We start from the raw sequence: 14740 nt of genomic DNA on the forward strand, positions 1-14740 counted from the left end.
GTCGAAGGCGACCGACAGGCCCTTCTGCCCGGCAGCCAGGTTGCGTCGGTAGAAGGCGTTGGACTCGGCGGCGGTGGAGAAGCCGGCGTACTGGCGGATCGTCCACGGCTGGTTGACGTACATCGTCGGGTACGGCCCGCGGATGAACGGCGCCGCACCGGGGAAGGTGTCCAGCGGGTAGCCGTCGGCCACCGCCGCATCCCGGTCGGCGGCGGTGTAGACCGGTCTGACCTCGATGCCCTCCGGGGTGTGCCAGTCCAGCTGCTCGGGGGTGTAGCCGTGCGCGGCGGCCGCCGCGGCGACGTGCTCGGCGACGGCGGCCGCAGAGGGCGCCGCGGCCGGCTCGGCCCCCGCGCGCAGCGGGACGTCGGCGAAGCTGCCGATGGTTCCGGACGACGTGCCCGTGGTCATCGTGCTCAGGCCCCCAATCGGGTGAGTAGGTCGGCCAGCGCATGCACCGCGTCGATCTTCGCGGTGAGGTAGCCGTCCGGCTGCGGGTCGGTGTCGGCAACGGACGTGGCGGGACCGGCGAGATAGATCCGGGTGATCCCGGCGGCACGCGCCGCGGCGAGCAGCCCGGAGGCTTCGTCGGCGTAGCGCGCGTCGGTGCCGCAGAGCACCGCCACGCTCGGCGAACCGGCCGCCGACACCGCGCCGGCCACCGCCCCGGCGTCGGCGAGGGGGCCCGGGTCGACCGTTTCGATGCCGCCGGATGCCAGCAGGTTGCTGGCGAACGTGGCACGGATGGTGTGTTCGGCCGTCGGGCCCAGCGGCAGCAGCAGCACCCGCGGGCGGGCCCCGGTGCGCTCCAGGAAGACATCCGAGCGGTCACGCAGCGCCTCGAACTCCGCGGCGTAGCGCCGGATTGCGGTGGCCGGCTGCGGCTGCGGCAGCGGCGCCTCGGCGAGGTTGGGGTACTCGTTGACCCCGGTGATCGCCACCCGGCGGTGCGCGATGTCCTCGGCGCGGGCCGCGGCGACCGCCGTGATCCGGTCGGCCAGGTAGCCGCGCGCCTCGGCGAAGCCGCCGCGGGCCGCCCGCGCTTCGAGGTCCTGGAAGTGCCGCCAGGCTTGGCCGGCCAGCTCGTCGGTGAGGTCTTCGACGAACCAGGACCCGCCGGCCGGGTCGAGCACCCGGCCCAGATTGGACTCCTCCAGCAGCAGCAGCTGGGTGTTGCGCGCGATCCGCCGGGTGAAGCCGGCCGAGGTGCCGGGCAGCCCGCCCGGGATGGCGGCGTCGAACGGCCAGACCAGCACGCTGTCCGCGCCGCCCACCCCGGCCCCGAACGCGGCCACCGTGCCGCGCAGCATGTTCACCCACGGGTCGCGCCGGGTCATCATCGCCATCGACGTCTCGGCGTGCACCACGGCCGCCCCGGCGGCCGGGTCACCGCCGACCTCGGCCACCCGGGCCCACAGCAGCCGGCCGGCCCGGATCTTGGCGATCGTCATGAACTGGTCGTCGTCGGCGGTGAGCCGGAAGCCGATCTGCCGCAGCGCGGCCGCGACCGGCAGGCCGGCATCGACCAGCACCCGCAGATAGGCCACCGCCGCCGCCAGGCAACCGGCCAGCTCCCAGGCCGCGGTGGCACCCGCCTCGTGCAGCGCCGGGCCGTCGACGGTGATCGCCCGGACACCCGGGTAGCCGACCGCGCGGACGGCGACGGCGGTCACCTCGTCGATCGGCGGGGCCGGACGGTCGGCGAGCGCCGCGATCAGCGGGTCGGCACCCAGGTCCACCGAGAGGGTCCGGCGGTCCGCCTCGGCGATGCGATCGACCAGCGCCAGCAGCCCGTCGGCGGCGGCGGTGTAGTCGCCGGCGGTCACGCCGTGCAGGATCACCGGGGCCAGCTGCAGGTAGACGCCGGCGAAGACTCGGCCGATGTCGGCCGGCGCCACCCCGCCGGGCCCGATCCGCAGCGCCAGCGCGCTGGCCCCCTCGGCCAGCGCGGCCAGGATCGCGTCGTTGGTTGCAGCGGCCGACTCCGTGCCCGCCGGCCCGCCGGCCGGGAACAGCTCGGCGACCTTCCATCCGGCGTTGACGTCGCGCAGCGCGTCGGCGCCCCGGACGTAGGGCCACTCGCCGGGCAGCGGCCGTTCCGGCAGCGCGTCCAGGGCGGTGTAGAGCGGCCGGATCGCGAATCCGTCCGGCTCGTGCGGCCCGGCCGGGCGTTCCACCGGGGTGTCCAGGAGCCGTTCCGGCTCGGCGCCGAGGTCGGCCGGGTCCCGGCGTGAGGTCTTGGCCAACACCTGGGCGACCGCGGTGCGCCAGCGTGCGCGCGCCTGTTCCAGATCAGCGGGTAGCGTCACCGACACCGAGGCTCCTGTACTCGCAGCATGTGGCATGGATTCGTCGGTGATCAGGCTAATTGATCCGGGTCGGCGCCGAGCGCGGCAGGTGGCCGGACGCGGATTCGGCGGGCGAATCGCCATCCGGCTGACGCCCGCCGTTAACGATCAAGCCGTAGTCTCGACCAGCGTGAGCAGGCCCGCCATCCGCGAGATCGTCCGGCCGTTGCGCGGGGTGTGGCCAGCGGTGGCGACGACACTGCGACCGGTATCGGTGTGGCGGCTGGCGGCAACGGCGACGGCGCTGATCCTGCTGATCGCCCTCGCGGTGCTGGTCCGGGTGCCCACCGCCGTTCAGCTGCGGGACTGGGCCGCAGCCACCGGTACGTGGGTTCCGCTGGCCTTTCTGGTCGCGCACGCGCTGGTCACCGTGCTGCCGTTTCCCCGCACGGTGTTCACCCTGGCCGCCGGGCTGCTGTTCGGGCCGTGGCTGGGTGTCGTGCTGGCGGTGGTCGCCAGCACGCTCAGTGCGCTGCTGGCCCTGCTGCTGATGCGGGCCTTCGGCTGGCAGTTGAACCGACTGGTGCGTCATCCGGGTGTGACGTCGCTGGACGATCGGCTGCGGTATCGCGGTGGGCCGGCGGTGGTTTCGCTGCGGCTCATTCCGGCGGTGCCGTTCTCGGTGATCAACTACGCCGCCGGAGCTTCCAAGGTCCGGCCGCTGCCGTACACGGTGGCCACCGTGGTCGGCCTGCTCCCCGGAACCGCCGCGGTGGTGCTGCTCGGCAACGCGCTCACCGGCGACGGCAGCCCGCTGCTGTTTCTGGTGTCGCTGGCCACCGCCGCGGTCGGGGTGGCGTTGCTGGTCTACGAGGTGCGCAGCCATCGCCGTCACCGAGTCCCGGCCACCGGTGCCGCAGCGCCGCCAGAGCCGGCTCTCCCCCGCTGACGCCTCAGCCGTCACCGGTGGCCGCGGCGGGCAGACCGCGGGCCCGCGGTTCGGAGAGCGCCTCGGCGGCCGCACCAGGGTCATCGTCGCCCGGTGGCTCGCCCGCCCGGCTCACCGCCGCCGCCAGCGCGCCCCCGGCAACGGCGCCGAGACCACCGGGTGTTCGATGCCCAGCAATTCAGTGAGTGCGGTTGAGAGCGGCATCGACTCCTCCTGAACTCTCCATTGGACGAACGTCAACTTTCCGTCGCACTTTCCCAAAAGCAAAGCGTCCGGTTTATGCTGTGGGCCTGCTGCCCCCGAGACATTGGAAGCCCATGAACGCTGAGAATAAGCAACGTGTGCGCGTCAACCCGCTGAGCGGTGTTGCCGGGCTGGCCGTCGGTGCCGCAATGCTAGTCCTGGGAACCGGCTCGGCGACCGCCGATCCGAGCTCCGACATCCCGGCACCCGTGGTGCCCGGGCTGCCCGGACCGGTGGCGCCGGCGATCGCACCCGACACCGCCGAAGCCGCACCCGCGGCCGCCCCCGGCGTCGCCGCACCGGACGCACCCGCCGCCGCACCCACCCCCTGGCTGCCCTGGCTCCCCGCACCCGCCGACACCACCGAAGCCGCACCCGCGGCCGCCCCCGGCGTCGCCGCACCGGACGCACCCGCCGCAGTCGCCCCGGAAGCACCCGCCGCCCCCTGGCTGCCCTGGCTCCCGGCACCGGCCGCACCGGCCGCACCCGGGCCGATCGCCGCGGACTCCGCTGGGCTGCCGGGACTCCCTGCCACGCAAGCGGTTCCGGATGTTCCGACGGCACCAGGCGCGCCGGTTGAACAGCCGGCACCCGCCGCGCCCTGGCTGCCCTGGTTACCCGCCCCGGCCGCACCGGAACCCGACGCCTCGACCGCGCCCGTGATCCCAGGATCGATCGGGACGTAAAAGCCGGGGCGGCAACCGAAGCCGCCCTACCGGATGGTTACGGTGCTGAGGCCAAATAGTCACCGTCGGTGGTGCTCAACCCGGTTACAGTCTGAGCAGTGTCACACCCTGACACGACGGGACTCGTCCCGTTTGCGCACGCTGAGAGGACCGGATCAATGGCTGATCAAGACGTCGCGATACGCAAGTACGTGACCGAGTTCATCGGGACGTTCGTCTTCACCTTCTCGGTGATCGGCATCGTGGCGGCCGGTGCCGACACCGCGTCGACCGCCATCGGCATCGGCGCCGCCTTGATGGTGATGGTGTATGCCAGCGGCCACATCTCCGGCGGCCACCTGAACCCGGCGGTCTCGATCGCCGCCTACCTGCGCGGTGCGCTGCCGCCGAAGGACTTGGCGCCCTACGTCGTCGCGCAGCTGCTCGGCGCGCTGGCGGCTTTCGGGGCCGGGTTCGGCCTGTGGAGCCGTCGCTACCAGTTTCACACCCCGGTCGTCGACCTCACTGCCTCGGTCTGGCCGGCGTTCATCGCCGAGCTGGTGTTCACCTTCGCGCTGTGCTACATCGTCCTGCAGACGGCCACCGCCAAGAAGAACGCCGGCAACAGCTTCTACGGCCTGGCGATCGGGTTCATCGTCACCGTCGGCGTGGTGGCGGTCGGCAGCATCTCCGGCGCCTCGTTCAACCCGGCGATCACCTTCGGCCTGCTGCTGCCGGGGCTGTTCGCCTGGAAGTTCGCCTGGGTCTACTGGGTCGCCGAGGTGCTCGGCGGAATCCTCGCCGCGGTGGCCTACAAGGTGACCACACTCGAGGAACACCACGCACACACCGGCTAGATAAATAGGGGAAGCCGGATGGCCGGGTAGGTGGCATCGTCGCCTACCCGGCTATTCCGTGTCCGGCCCCCGAATCGTCATCGCCGCGAAGATGACCAGCAACGCCGCCGGGGCGGTGACGTTCGCCGGCTTGTTGCGCACCCGGACGTGCATCGCGATCGCCCCGGTGAAATACAGCGTCAACGCCGCCGTAGTCAGCCGGGCCAGCCGGGCCAGCCGCGGCGAGAAGAACACCGAGAGCAGCCCGAGCGCGGTGGCGCCCTTCGCCACCGGCACCAGCCAGCGCAGCCGCAGCGGCACGCCCAGCGTCTCCATCTGCCGGGCGACATACCGGATCGGGATCGCCGACGCCACCGCGTCCCCGGCCTCGAAGGCGCCCAGCGCGGCGTAGGTCCAGCGGGACGTCAGCACCCTCACCGAGGACCGGCGCCAAGCTCCGGCGGCGGCGCCACTGCGTCGACCGGCTTGCGGGCGTCGGCCTCGGCTTTGGCCACCGCCTGGGCCAGCGCCGGGTCGGTCTGGGTGGTGAACCAGTCGGCGACCTCGGCGGCGTCGTCCTCGGGCCGCGGCAGATCCTGCTCCACCGGTGAGGGCTGGTACCGGAAGACGCCGTCGGCGTCCGGGGCGCCCAGCAGCTTGGTGAAGCCCTGCAGCGCGGTGCCGAAGTCGCTGGGCACCACCCACACCTTGTTCGCCCCGCCCCGGGCCATCTCCGGCAGCACCTGCAGGTACTGGTAGGCGAGCAGCTCCGGGGTGGGCCGGCCGGCCTGGATCGCGGCGACCGTCTTCTCGATGGCCTTGGCCTGGCCCTGCGCCTGCAGGTAGGCGGCGGCCCGCTCCCCCTGCGCACGCAGCATCCGCGACTGCCGCTCCGCCTCCGCGCTCAGGATCGCCGCCTGCTTGGCGCCCTCGGCCTCCAGGATCTGGGCCTGCTTCTGGCCCTCGGCCTGCTTGATCGCCGACTCCCGCTGACCCTCGGCGGTCAGGATCATCGCCCGCTTCTCCCGGTCGGCCTTCATCTGCTTCTCCATCGCCGCCTGGATCGACGGCGGCGGGTCGATGCTGCGCAGCTCCACCCGGGCCACCCGCAGCCCCCAGCGTCCGGTGGCGTCGTCGAGCACGCCGCGCAGCTGCCGGTTGATCTGGTCGCGTGAGGTGAAGGTCTGCTCCAGCGTCATGCCGCCGACCACGTTGCGCAGCGTGGTGGTGGTCAGCTGTTCGACGCCGACGATGTAGTTGCTGATCTGGTAGACCGCGGCCTGCGGATTGGTGACCTGGAAGTAGACCACCGTGTCGATGGCCAGGGTCAGGTTGTCCTCGGTGATCACCGGCTGCGGCGGGAACGACACCACCCGCTCGCGCAGGTCGATCCGGGCCCGGACCCGGTCGATGAACGGCACCAGCAGCGTCAGCTGCCCGGTCACCGTCCGGCTGTAATGACCCAGGCGCTCGATCACCGCCGCCTCCGCCTGCGGGATCAGCGCGATCGACTTGGCGACCACGACGATCGCGAAAATCACCAGCACGGCCAGCAGCACCAGGCCGGTAGCGGCACCCTCCACGACGGCTCCTCTCTTCAGATCCTCAGACGTTCTCCCACACCACCGCGGTGGCGCCGTCGATGCGCAGCACGGTCACCAACTTGCCGGGCGCATAGCTGTCGCCGGGGTTGAGCGCCCGCGCCGTCCACACCTCGCCGTCCAGCTTCACCCGGCCGCCGCCCTGGGTCACCTGCTCCAGCACCACCGCATTCTTGCCCTCCAGCGCCTGAATCCCGCTCTCCGGCACCGCAGTCGCCGCAAGCCTGCGGCGCAGCGCCGGCCGGACCAGCACCAGCAGCAGCACCGAGACGATCAGGAACACCAGCCCGTCGGACCAGACCGGCCAGTCGAACAGCCAGCTGGTCGCAGCCGCCGACAGCGCACCCCCGCCGAACATCAGCAGGGACAGATCGCCGGTGAGTGCCTCGGCGCCGATAAGCCCTAGCGCGGCGACGAACCAGATCAGGGCAGCGGGCATGCCGCCAGGATATCGGAGGGCCGCGCAGCCCGCGGTTGAGCAACTACACTGCCAGCATCATGTGGTGTCCGAGCGCAACACTCTCCGTGTGGGCCAACGCCTGGCTCGCCGGACATGCCGCGCCCGACGATGTTCTTGATGCGCTATCGCATTGGGCGCCAACGCAATCGGTGAGCATGTACGACATCGTCGGCGCCGGCGGCGACGCCCCGGCGTGGCCCGAGGGTCGCGCTGACGGCGCGACCGCACTGCTGCAGACGCTGCGGGCCGCGACGCCGGGTCGCCGGCCCTGCGCCGCGGACGGTGCCCGGCGACCACGGCTGATCCACCCGGTCTTCCCGGTCCCCGGCGACGTACGCGGACTGCCGGCCGGCACCCGGTTCGAACACGATGCCCTCGCGGGGGGCGAAGCGGTGATCGTCGCCGACGCCGACGGATCGTCGGCGGTCGGCCTGGTGCCGGAATTCGTCGACACCGACACCACCGCCGAGCCGGCCGCGGCACTGCTCTGGACGGCTCATCGGCTGGCGGGCATGCCGACCGTCGATCAGCACGACCTCGGCGAGGCCGAGTACGCGATGCGGTCGGCGGTGCGGTCCGCCGCCGACGCCCTGGCGGGCACCGGCTCGCACGGCGGCGCCGCCAATCCGCGTCGGCTCGTCGAGCAGGTGCTGGATTCGACGCGACACCACCGGGTGCCAGACCACGCCCCGATCCGCGCGGTGCGGGTGCTGGAGAGCGCGGCCCACGTCGACGCCATCGTCACCGCCTGCTCCGGGTTGATCGCCGATCGGTCGGCCGCCGAGGTGCAGCGCACCGACGCGGCGCTGCAGCCGCTGGCGGTCGCGGTGCGCTCGGCGCGAGCGGCCGCGATCGCCGCTATTCTGCGCTCGGCCTGGCCGGACTGACCGCCGGCAGCACCGCCTCGGCGGCGCAGTGCGGCGGCCCGCAGGGCGCCCCGTCGACGCTGAACCCGCAGCCGGGCACCGGGTCCGGCCCGACGACCCGGTCCGGGCCCCGGCCGTAGCGCAGTTCGTCCACCAACTGCCGAGCCAGCCGGGCGAATCGCGGATCGGCGTTCGGGGTGTGCGCCCGGGCGAAGCCGATCCCGGCCGCCTGCGCCCACGAACCGAGTTCGTGGTCTAAGTCCCAGAGCACCTCGACGTTGTCGCTGACGAAACCGATCGGGCAGACGATCACCGCGGACACCCCGGCGCCGGCCAGCGTCGCCAGGTGGTCGCCGACATCGGGCTCCAGCCAGCGGGCCTGCGGCGGGCCGGAGCGCGACTGCCAGACCTGGTCGTATTCGGCGTAGCCGGCCGCGGCGGCCACCAGCCGAGCGGCGTAGCCGACCTGGCGACTGTAGAGCCGCGGGCAGTACCGCTGGTCGGCGGCCACCGGCACCGAGTGGGCGGTGAACACCAGCCGGGCGGTGTCGCGCAGCCCGGCGGGCAGGATGGCGGCGGCGGAGCCGATCGCCTCGGCGAACATCGCCACGAACAGCGGATGGTCGAAGTACTGGCGCAGCTTGACCAGTTCGGGGGCCCGCGCCCCGACCGTCCGCCGGGCCCGGGCGATGTCCTCGGCGTACTGCTCGCACCCGGAGTACCCGCCCCACGCCGAGGTGGGGAAGACCGCGGCCCGACGCACCCCGTCGGCGGCCATCGTCGCGACCGCGTCCTCGACGTACGGCTCCCAGTTGCGGTTGCCGAAATACACCGGCAACCCCGGCAGCTCGGCACGCAGCTCATCGGCGAGTGCCCGGTTGATCGCGTTGATCGGCGACACCCCGCCGAGGTGCAGGTAGTGCTCGGCGACCGCGTCGAGGCGCTCCGGCGGCACGCCACGCCCGCGGGTCACGTTCGCCAGGAACGGCCGCACCTGTTCTGGCCCCTCCGGGCCACCGAAGGAGAGCAGCAGGACCGCGTCTAGGTCCATCCGGACTCCGGCTACACCAACTGGGTGTGCGCCCCGCCGTCGGCGTAGATCACCGTCCCGGTGGTGGCCGGCAGCCAATCGGAGAGCACCGCGCAGACCGTCTTGGCCACCGGAGTCGGATCCTTCATGTCCCAGCCGACCGGGGCGCGGTGATCCCAGCCCTCCTCGATCAGCTTGATCTGCGCGCCCGCTTCGTCGCCGAGCGCCCCGCCGACGATGGCGCTCATCGCCAGAGTCCGGATCGGCCCGGCGGCAACGAGATTCGAGCGCACCCCGTGCGGACCGGCCTCGCGGGCGACGAACCGGTTCACCGACTCCAGGGCGCTCTTGGCCACCGTCATCCAGTTGTAGGCCGGCATCGCCCGGGTGGGGTCGAAGTCCATGCCGACGATGGATCCGCCGCGGTTCATGATCGGCAGCGTCGCCTTGGCCAGCGAGGCATACGAGTAGGCCGAGATGTGGATGCCCTTGGCGACGTCCTGGTACGGCGCGTCGAAGAACGGGTTGAGGCCCATCCCGGTCTGCGGCATGAAGCCGATCGAGTGCACCACACCGTCGAGCCTGTTTCCCTCGCCGATCACCTCGGTGATCCGGTCGGCCAGCGTGTCCAGGTGCTTCTCGTCCTGCACGTCGAGCTCGAGCAGCGGAGCCGGGCTCGGCAGCCGATCCACGATGCGCTGGATCAGCCGCATCCGGTCGAAGCCGGTGCAGACCAGCTCGGCGCCGGCCTCCTGGGCTACCCGGGCGATGTGGAACGCGATCGACGAGTCGGTGATGATCCCGGTGACCAGGATCCGTTTGCCTTCGAGAAGCCCTGCCATATGAAGTCCTTTACCTCGGGGGCCGTCAGTGGCCCATGCCCATGCCGCCGTCGACCGGGATCACCGCACCGCAGATGTAGCTGGCGTCCTCCGACGCCAGGAAGCTGACCACCCCGGCGACCTCGTCGGCGGTGCCGATCCGCTTCGCCGGGATGAACTCCAGCGCGCCCTCCTGGATGCGCTCGTCGAGCCCGCGGGTCATGTCGGTGTCGATGTAGCCCGGGGCCACCACGTTGGCGGTGACCCCGGCCTTGGAGAGTTCGCGGGAGATCGAGCGGGCCATCCCGATCAGCCCGGCCTTCGACGCCGCGTAGTTGGCCTGGTTGCCGATGCCCCAGGTGCCGGAGACCGAGCCGATGAAGATCATCCGGCCGAACCGCTTCTTCTGCATGGCGCGGGACGCGCGCTGCGCCACCCGGAACGCGCCGGTCAGGTTCGCGTCGATCACCGTCTGGAACTTCTCCACGGTCATCCGCATCAGGAACGCGTCGGCGGCGACGCCGGCGTTGGCGACCAGCACCTCGACCGGCCCCTGGTGCTCCTCGACGGCGGTGAACGCCGCGTCGACGGCCGCGGTGTCGGTGACGTCGCAGTCGACCCCGAACAGCCCGTCCGGCGCCCCGGAGCCGCGGTGGGTCACCGCCACCTTGTGTCCGTCGGCGGCCAGACGCTGCGCGATCGCCAGCCCGATCCCCCGGTTCCCGCCGGTGACCAGGACCGACCGGGACACGAACGGGGGCCTGGCGTGGTTTGCTGCGGCTGTCTGAGTGTCAGTCACCCGGCAAACTTAGCCGACCGACGCGCCGACACCGCGCCCGAGGTCGCGGTCTACGGCTTGCCGTTGGCCGTGATGTCCGGAGCACTGGTCAGCCGGGGAGTCGCCGGTTGAGCAACAGCGCCGCCAGAGCGGCCAGCGCGAGCACCAGCGCACCCAGTCGCAGCCAGCCACCGCTGGCGTCACCGCGGATCTTCTCGTAGCCGATCTGATCCTGCAGCGTCGAGTAGACCTCGTTGAGCTGCTGCAGGCTGGACGCGGTGTAGGCGGTGCCGCCGGACAGCTCGGCGATCTTCTGCAGCGACTCGTCGTCGACCGGCACCTCCTGGCGCTGGTCGTTGATCTCGACGTAGCCATGCGCGGTGCCGAACGAGATGGTCGACACCGGCACACCCTGCTGCTTGGCGGTGCGCGCCGCGGTGAACGCGCCCTTGGGGTTGTCCGGGTTGGTCGGCACGGTCTCCTTGCCGTCGGAGAGCAGCACGATGCGGCTCGGCGGCGTCTCGTCACCGCCGCCGATCACCGCGGCCACGGTGGCGATGGCCTGCAGTGCGGTGAAGATGCCCTCCCCGGTCGCGGTTCGGTCGGCCAGCTGCAGCTTGTCGATCGCCGCCTTGGTGGCGTCGTGGTTGGTGGTCGGCTGGGCCAGCACGGTCGCGGTGCCGGCGTAGGCGACCAGCCCCAGGTTGATGCCCGGGGTCAGCTCGTCGGCGAAGTGCTTGGCCGCCTCCTGCGCGGCGGCCAGCCGGCTGGGTGCGACGTCGGTGGCGCGCATCGACTGGGAGACGTCGATCACCAGCATCACCACCGCACGGTTGCGCGGCACCTTCACGTCGTGGGTCGGGCCGGCCATCGCGACGGTGAACAACACCAGCGACGCCAGCAGCAGCACGGCCGACAGGTGGCGCCACCGGCCGGGCATCTTCGGCGCCACCCGCTCCAGCAGCTCCATGTTGGCGAAGCGCAGGAACCGCCGGTGACGGGCCCGCTGCGTGTACCCGTACAGGGCGGCCAGCCCACCGACGACCAGCAGGAACAGAAAGAACCACGGGTGCGCGAAATCGGTCAGCGTCATCGGCCCGAGGAACGGCAGTGTCATCGCAGGCCTGTCTCTTCGGTATGGATTTCTCGGCGGTGGGGTTCCGGCATCGCTACACCCCGGCCAGCGCCCCGCGCCGGCGTGATTCGACGAATCGGACGATGTCGACGATCCAGTCCCGATCGGTGCGCAGCGCCAGCAACGGCGTGCCGCAGCTGCGCAGCGCCCGGGCGACGTCACTGCGGTGCGCCGCGGCGGCCCGGGCGAAGTCGTCGCGCAGCTGGGCGTTGATGGTGAACTCGCGGGTGACGCCGGACTCGGTGTCCTGCAGCACCACGTCACCGACCTCCGGCAGCTCCACGTCGCGCGGGTCGAGCACCTCGACGCCGAGCACCTCGTGCCGGGCGGCGATCGCCCGCAGCGGGCGCATCCAGTTGATCGGGCCGAGGAAGTCGCTGATGATCACCGCCATCCCGCGCCGGCGCTCCGGCCGGCGCAGCGCGTCGATGGCCTGCGCCAGATCCCCGCGCACCCCCAACGCGGCCCGCGGTGTGGTGGCGATGGTGCGCAGCAGGGTCTGCTCGTGCATCCGGCCGGAGCGGGCCGGCACCCGGACGATCTGCTCACCGTTGGCGATCAGCGCGCCGAGCCGGTTGCCGCCGCCGCTGTTGAGGTAGGTGATCGCCGCCGCCGCGGCCACCGCCAGGTCGCGCTTCTCGCAGGCGGCGGTCCCGAAGTCCATGCTCGCCGACGCGTCGACCACCAGCCAGGTCTCCAACTCCCGGTCGGCGATCATCTGCCGGACGTGCGGATGAGTGGTGCGCGCGGTGACCGACCAGTCCATCCGGCGCACGTCGTCGCCGGGCTGATAGGCCCGCGACTCGCCGGGTTCGGAGCCGGGACCGGGGATCAGGCCGAGGTGGTCGCCGTGCAGCACGCCGTCCAGCTTGCGCCGGACCGCCAGCTCCAGATTGCGCAGCGCCGCCGCCAGCCGGGGGTCGCGGATTCCGCCGCGCGACATCGACGGCGGCGGGGCAGTACCCGGCTCCGGCCGGGTGCCGGGATCGGTCACTGACCGCTAGCCGCCGCTGCCGGGGTCGGCGGGGGCACCGGCGGCACCGACGGCCCGGCCGGCGGCTGATGCTGCGGCACGGCGTTGACCTGCGGCAGCGGGACGGTCTGCAGCACCCGGTTGATCACGATGTCCGGGGTGATCTCGTCGGCCAGCGCGTCGTAGGACAGCACCAGCCGGTGCCGCATCACGTCCGGGATGACCTCGATGACGTCCTGCGGGATCACATAGTCGCGACCGCGCACCAGCGCCAGCGCGCGCGATGCCGCGATGATGCCCAGCGACGCGCGTGGCGAGGCGCCGAAGCCGAGCCAGCCCTTGACGTCGGGCATGCCGAACTGTTCCGGGGTGCGGGTGGCCGCGACGACCCGCACCACGTAGTCGACCAGCGCGTGGTGCACGAAGTTGTTGGCCGCCAGCTCCTGCAGCCGCAGCAGATCGCCCGGGTCGAGGATCTGCTTGGGCTCCGGGGGCTTGACGCCCATCCGGTAGATGATCTCGCGCTCTTCCTCCGACGACGGATAGTCGACGTTGATCTTGAACAGGAACCGGTCCCGCTGGGCCTCCGGCAGCGGGTAGACGCCCTCGTGCTCGATCGGGTTCTGGGTGGCCATCACCAGGAACGGGTTGGGCAGCGGGAAGGTCTTGCCGCCGATGGACACCTTGCGCTCCTGCATCACCTCCAGCAACGCCGACTGCACCTTGGCCGGGGCCCGGTTGATCTCGTCGGCGAGCAGGAAGTTGACCATCACCGGGCCGAGTTCGGTGTCGAACTCCTCCCGGCCCTGCCGGTAGATGCGGGTGCCGATGATGTCGGTGGGCACCAGGTCGGGGGTGAACTGGATGCGGGCGAACGCGCCGCCGACCACCCGGGCGAACGTCTCCACCGCCAGCGTCTTGGCCACCCCCGGCACACCTTCGAGCAGCACGTGCCCCTTGGCCAGCAGCCCGACCAGAATCCGCTCAACGAGCCGGTCCTGCCCGACGATGATCCGCTTCACCTCGAAGACGGCCCGCTCCAGCGCGTGCACCTCGGCGGGCAGCCCGTTGCTGCCGGCCGGAGCCCCCTCGGGTCCGGCGTTCACGGGGGTCCCATCTGATGGCGTCATTCGACAATCCTCCACAAGCTATATCGGTCGGGCACGACTGCTACGCGACCGGCGGCCGCGGGGCAGCGGGTGCCCGGTTTCACTATTCCAGGCGTCCCGGATTCCGTCGACGCGACCTCGGGTCAGTACTCGATGATCCGGGTCAGGAACGGCGTCAGCCCGTCTTTGCGCACCTGGCTGATGACGACCTTGTTGGCGGTGCCGCCGGCCTCCAGCATCTTGCCCTGCCCGAGATACATCGCGACGTGCTGGCCACCGCCGGGCCCCCAGAACAGCAGGTCACCGCGGCGCGCCTGGTTGCGCGGGATGTGCCGGCCGGCGGTGTACTGGTCGCCGGAGAATCGCGGGATGAGCACCCCGACGCCGGCGAACGCGTAGCGCATCAGGCCCGAGCAGTCGAAGCCCACCGTGTGGGCGCCGGAGTCGACGCCGGTGCTCGGCCCGGTCAGCGAGCCGCCGCCCCAGGAGTACGGCACACCCAGCTGCGAGCCGGCGCGCCGGATGACGTACTCGATCGCCTGCTTGCCATGCACCCGCTGCCCCGGCGAGACGCTGACGTCGGAGTTGCCGACGTTGATGCCCAGCCCGCCGAGGAACTGGCGACCCAGATCCATCGTGGTCTGGGTGGCCTGCGCGGTGGCCTGCAGCGACGCGTTGGCCACGGCAACCGGGTCGCCCGGCGCCCCGGCGCTCAGCACCTGCGGCAGGGCGGGATCCCACTCCCCCTCGGCGGTCGCCGGGCCGGCCAGGGAGACGGCGACGCCCACCGTCGCCAGCAGCACAGCAAGCGCTTGGTGGATGCGGGAAATGTTGTCGCGCATGACTTCCCGTCAGTACTCGATGTAACGGATCAGGTACGGGGTCATGCCACCCTTGCGGACCGGGGATATCTTCACCGTCTGGCCGACGTCGGGCGCCTCCAGCATCTGCCCCTTGCCCAGGTACAGCGCCACGTGCTGGCTGCC

Annotated in this window: 17 protein-coding genes; 4 read left to right on the forward strand and 13 right to left on the reverse strand. The window is 71.9% G+C overall.

Going from position 1 to position 14740, the window contains the following annotated elements; translation table 11 throughout:
* Both AC2VNT_RS05105 and mutA read right to left on the reverse strand, forming a co-directional pair.
* Nucleotides 1-411: methylmalonyl-CoA mutase family protein (locus AC2VNT_RS05105; RefSeq protein ID WP_486945819.1), on the reverse strand; the 411-nt coding region annotated here is incomplete at its 3' end.
* 5 nt (nucleotides 412-416) lie between these two features.
* Nucleotides 417-2345 (reverse strand): methylmalonyl-CoA mutase small subunit, encoded by a 1929-nt coding sequence (gene mutA / locus AC2VNT_RS05110; protein WP_486945820.1) that lies wholly within the window; start codon nucleotides 2343-2345, stop codon nucleotides 417-419.
* Nucleotides 2346-2478: 133 nt separating this feature from the next.
* Between mutA and AC2VNT_RS05115 the strand changes: the two genes are divergently transcribed.
* From AC2VNT_RS05115 to AC2VNT_RS05125, 3 genes are all read left to right on the forward strand, one after another.
* Nucleotides 2479-3237, forward strand: a complete 759-nt coding sequence (locus tag AC2VNT_RS05115) for a TVP38/TMEM64 family protein (protein ID WP_486945821.1) — start codon at nucleotides 2479-2481, stop codon at nucleotides 3235-3237.
* Between the two features lie 317 nt (nucleotides 3238-3554).
* A complete protein-coding gene (locus tag AC2VNT_RS05120; RefSeq protein ID WP_486945822.1) occupies nucleotides 3555-4166 on the forward strand; it encodes a hypothetical protein in 612 nt (203 codons plus the stop codon).
* Between the two features lie 158 nt (nucleotides 4167-4324).
* Nucleotides 4325-5002 (forward strand): MIP/aquaporin family protein, encoded by a 678-nt coding sequence (locus AC2VNT_RS05125; RefSeq protein ID WP_486945823.1) that lies wholly within the window; start codon nucleotides 4325-4327, stop codon nucleotides 5000-5002.
* 51 nt (nucleotides 5003-5053) lie between these two features.
* Here the strand turns inward: AC2VNT_RS05125 and AC2VNT_RS05130 are convergent, their stop codons facing one another.
* The 3 genes from AC2VNT_RS05130 to AC2VNT_RS05140 are packed head-to-tail and all read right to left on the reverse strand — an operon-like array spanning nucleotide 5054 to nucleotide 7021.
* Nucleotides 5054-5419: a DoxX family protein gene (locus tag AC2VNT_RS05130; protein WP_486945824.1), complete on the reverse strand. Its 366-nt coding sequence runs from the start codon at nucleotides 5417-5419 to the stop codon at nucleotides 5054-5056.
* Nucleotides 5416-6564 (reverse strand): SPFH domain-containing protein, encoded by a 1149-nt coding sequence (locus AC2VNT_RS05135; protein WP_486945825.1) that lies wholly within the window; start codon nucleotides 6562-6564, stop codon nucleotides 5416-5418. The genes AC2VNT_RS05130 and AC2VNT_RS05135 overlap by 4 nt, the downstream gene beginning before the upstream one ends.
* 22 nt (nucleotides 6565-6586) lie before the next feature.
* Complete coding sequence (locus AC2VNT_RS05140; protein WP_486945826.1) at nucleotides 6587-7021, reverse strand: NfeD family protein; 435 nt, start codon at nucleotides 7019-7021, stop codon at nucleotides 6587-6589.
* Nucleotides 7022-7080: 59 nt separating this feature from the next.
* On the opposite strand from AC2VNT_RS05140, the gene AC2VNT_RS05145 reads away from it, so the two are divergent.
* On the forward strand, nucleotides 7081-7929 hold the full coding sequence (locus AC2VNT_RS05145; protein WP_486945833.1) for a hypothetical protein: 849 nt from the start codon (nucleotides 7081-7083) through the stop codon (nucleotides 7927-7929).
* On the opposite strand, the gene AC2VNT_RS05150 is transcribed toward AC2VNT_RS05145, so the two are convergent.
* The 8 genes from AC2VNT_RS05150 to AC2VNT_RS05185 all read right to left on the reverse strand — a co-directional run.
* A complete protein-coding gene (locus AC2VNT_RS05150) occupies nucleotides 7901-8959 on the reverse strand; it encodes a ferrochelatase (RefSeq protein WP_486945827.1) in 1059 nt (352 codons plus the stop codon). The two genes, AC2VNT_RS05145 and AC2VNT_RS05150, sit on opposite strands and share 29 nt — an antisense overlap.
* A gap of 11 nt (nucleotides 8960-8970) precedes the next feature.
* Nucleotides 8971-9780: an NADH-dependent enoyl-ACP reductase InhA gene (gene inhA / locus AC2VNT_RS05155; RefSeq protein WP_486945828.1), complete on the reverse strand. Its 810-nt coding sequence runs from the start codon at nucleotides 9778-9780 to the stop codon at nucleotides 8971-8973.
* Between the two features lie 25 nt (nucleotides 9781-9805).
* Nucleotides 9806-10558, reverse strand: coding sequence for a 3-oxoacyl-ACP reductase FabG1 (gene fabG1, locus AC2VNT_RS05160; protein ID WP_486945829.1), 753 nt, complete (start codon nucleotides 10556-10558; stop codon nucleotides 9806-9808).
* Nucleotides 10559-10646: 88 nt separating this feature from the next.
* Entirely contained in the window at nucleotides 10647-11654 is a 1008-nt protein-coding gene (locus AC2VNT_RS05165; protein WP_486945830.1) for a VWA domain-containing protein, read from the reverse strand.
* Nucleotides 11655-11706: 52 nt separating this feature from the next.
* Nucleotides 11707-12615 (reverse strand): DUF58 domain-containing protein, encoded by a 909-nt coding sequence (locus tag AC2VNT_RS05170; protein WP_486945834.1) that lies wholly within the window; start codon nucleotides 12613-12615, stop codon nucleotides 11707-11709.
* Between the two features lie 47 nt (nucleotides 12616-12662).
* On the reverse strand, nucleotides 12663-13775 hold the full coding sequence (gene moxR1 / locus AC2VNT_RS05175) for a chaperone MoxR1 (RefSeq protein WP_486945831.1): 1113 nt from the start codon (nucleotides 13773-13775) through the stop codon (nucleotides 12663-12665).
* Between the two features lie 122 nt (nucleotides 13776-13897).
* Nucleotides 13898-14596 carry an NlpC/P60 family peptidoglycan endopeptidase RipB gene (ripB, locus tag AC2VNT_RS05180; protein WP_486945832.1) on the reverse strand — a complete coding sequence of 233 codons (699 nt, stop codon included), beginning with the start codon at nucleotides 14594-14596 and terminating at the stop codon, nucleotides 13898-13900.
* 9 nt (nucleotides 14597-14605) lie between these two features.
* A partial coding sequence (locus AC2VNT_RS05185) for an NlpC/P60 family protein (RefSeq protein ID WP_486945835.1) occupies nucleotides 14606-14740 on the reverse strand: 135 nt, incomplete at its 5' end.

This window comes from Mycobacterium sp. TH-M15, assembly GCF_057473705.1.

Coding starts and splice junctions, on each gene's coding strand:
- mutA (WP_486945820.1), bottom strand. CDS start 2,345: ATGCCACATGCTGCGAGTACAGGAGCCTCGGTGTCGGTGACGCTACCC.
- AC2VNT_RS05120 (WP_486945822.1), top strand. CDS start 3,555: ATGAACGCTGAGAATAAGCAACGTGTGCGCGTCAACCCGCTGAGCGGT.
- AC2VNT_RS05125 (WP_486945823.1), top strand. CDS start 4,325: ATGGCTGATCAAGACGTCGCGATACGCAAGTACGTGACCGAGTTCATC.
- AC2VNT_RS05140 (WP_486945826.1), bottom strand. CDS start 7,021: ATGCCCGCTGCCCTGATCTGGTTCGTCGCCGCGCTAGGGCTTATCGGC.
- AC2VNT_RS05145 (WP_486945833.1), top strand. CDS start 7,081: ATGTGGTGTCCGAGCGCAACACTCTCCGTGTGGGCCAACGCCTGGCTC.
- AC2VNT_RS05150 (WP_486945827.1), bottom strand. CDS start 8,959: ATGGACCTAGACGCGGTCCTGCTGCTCTCCTTCGGTGGCCCGGAGGGG.
- inhA (WP_486945828.1), bottom strand. CDS start 9,780: ATGGCAGGGCTTCTCGAAGGCAAACGGATCCTGGTCACCGGGATCATC.
- AC2VNT_RS05165 (WP_486945830.1), bottom strand. CDS start 11,654: ATGACACTGCCGTTCCTCGGGCCGATGACGCTGACCGATTTCGCGCAC.
- AC2VNT_RS05170 (WP_486945834.1), bottom strand. CDS start 12,615: ATGTCGCGCGGCGGAATCCGCGACCCCCGGCTGGCGGCGGCGCTGCGC.
- moxR1 (WP_486945831.1), bottom strand. CDS start 13,775: ATGACGCCATCAGATGGGACCCCCGTGAACGCCGGACCCGAGGGGGCT.
- ripB (WP_486945832.1), bottom strand. CDS start 14,596: ATGCGCGACAACATTTCCCGCATCCACCAAGCGCTTGCTGTGCTGCTG.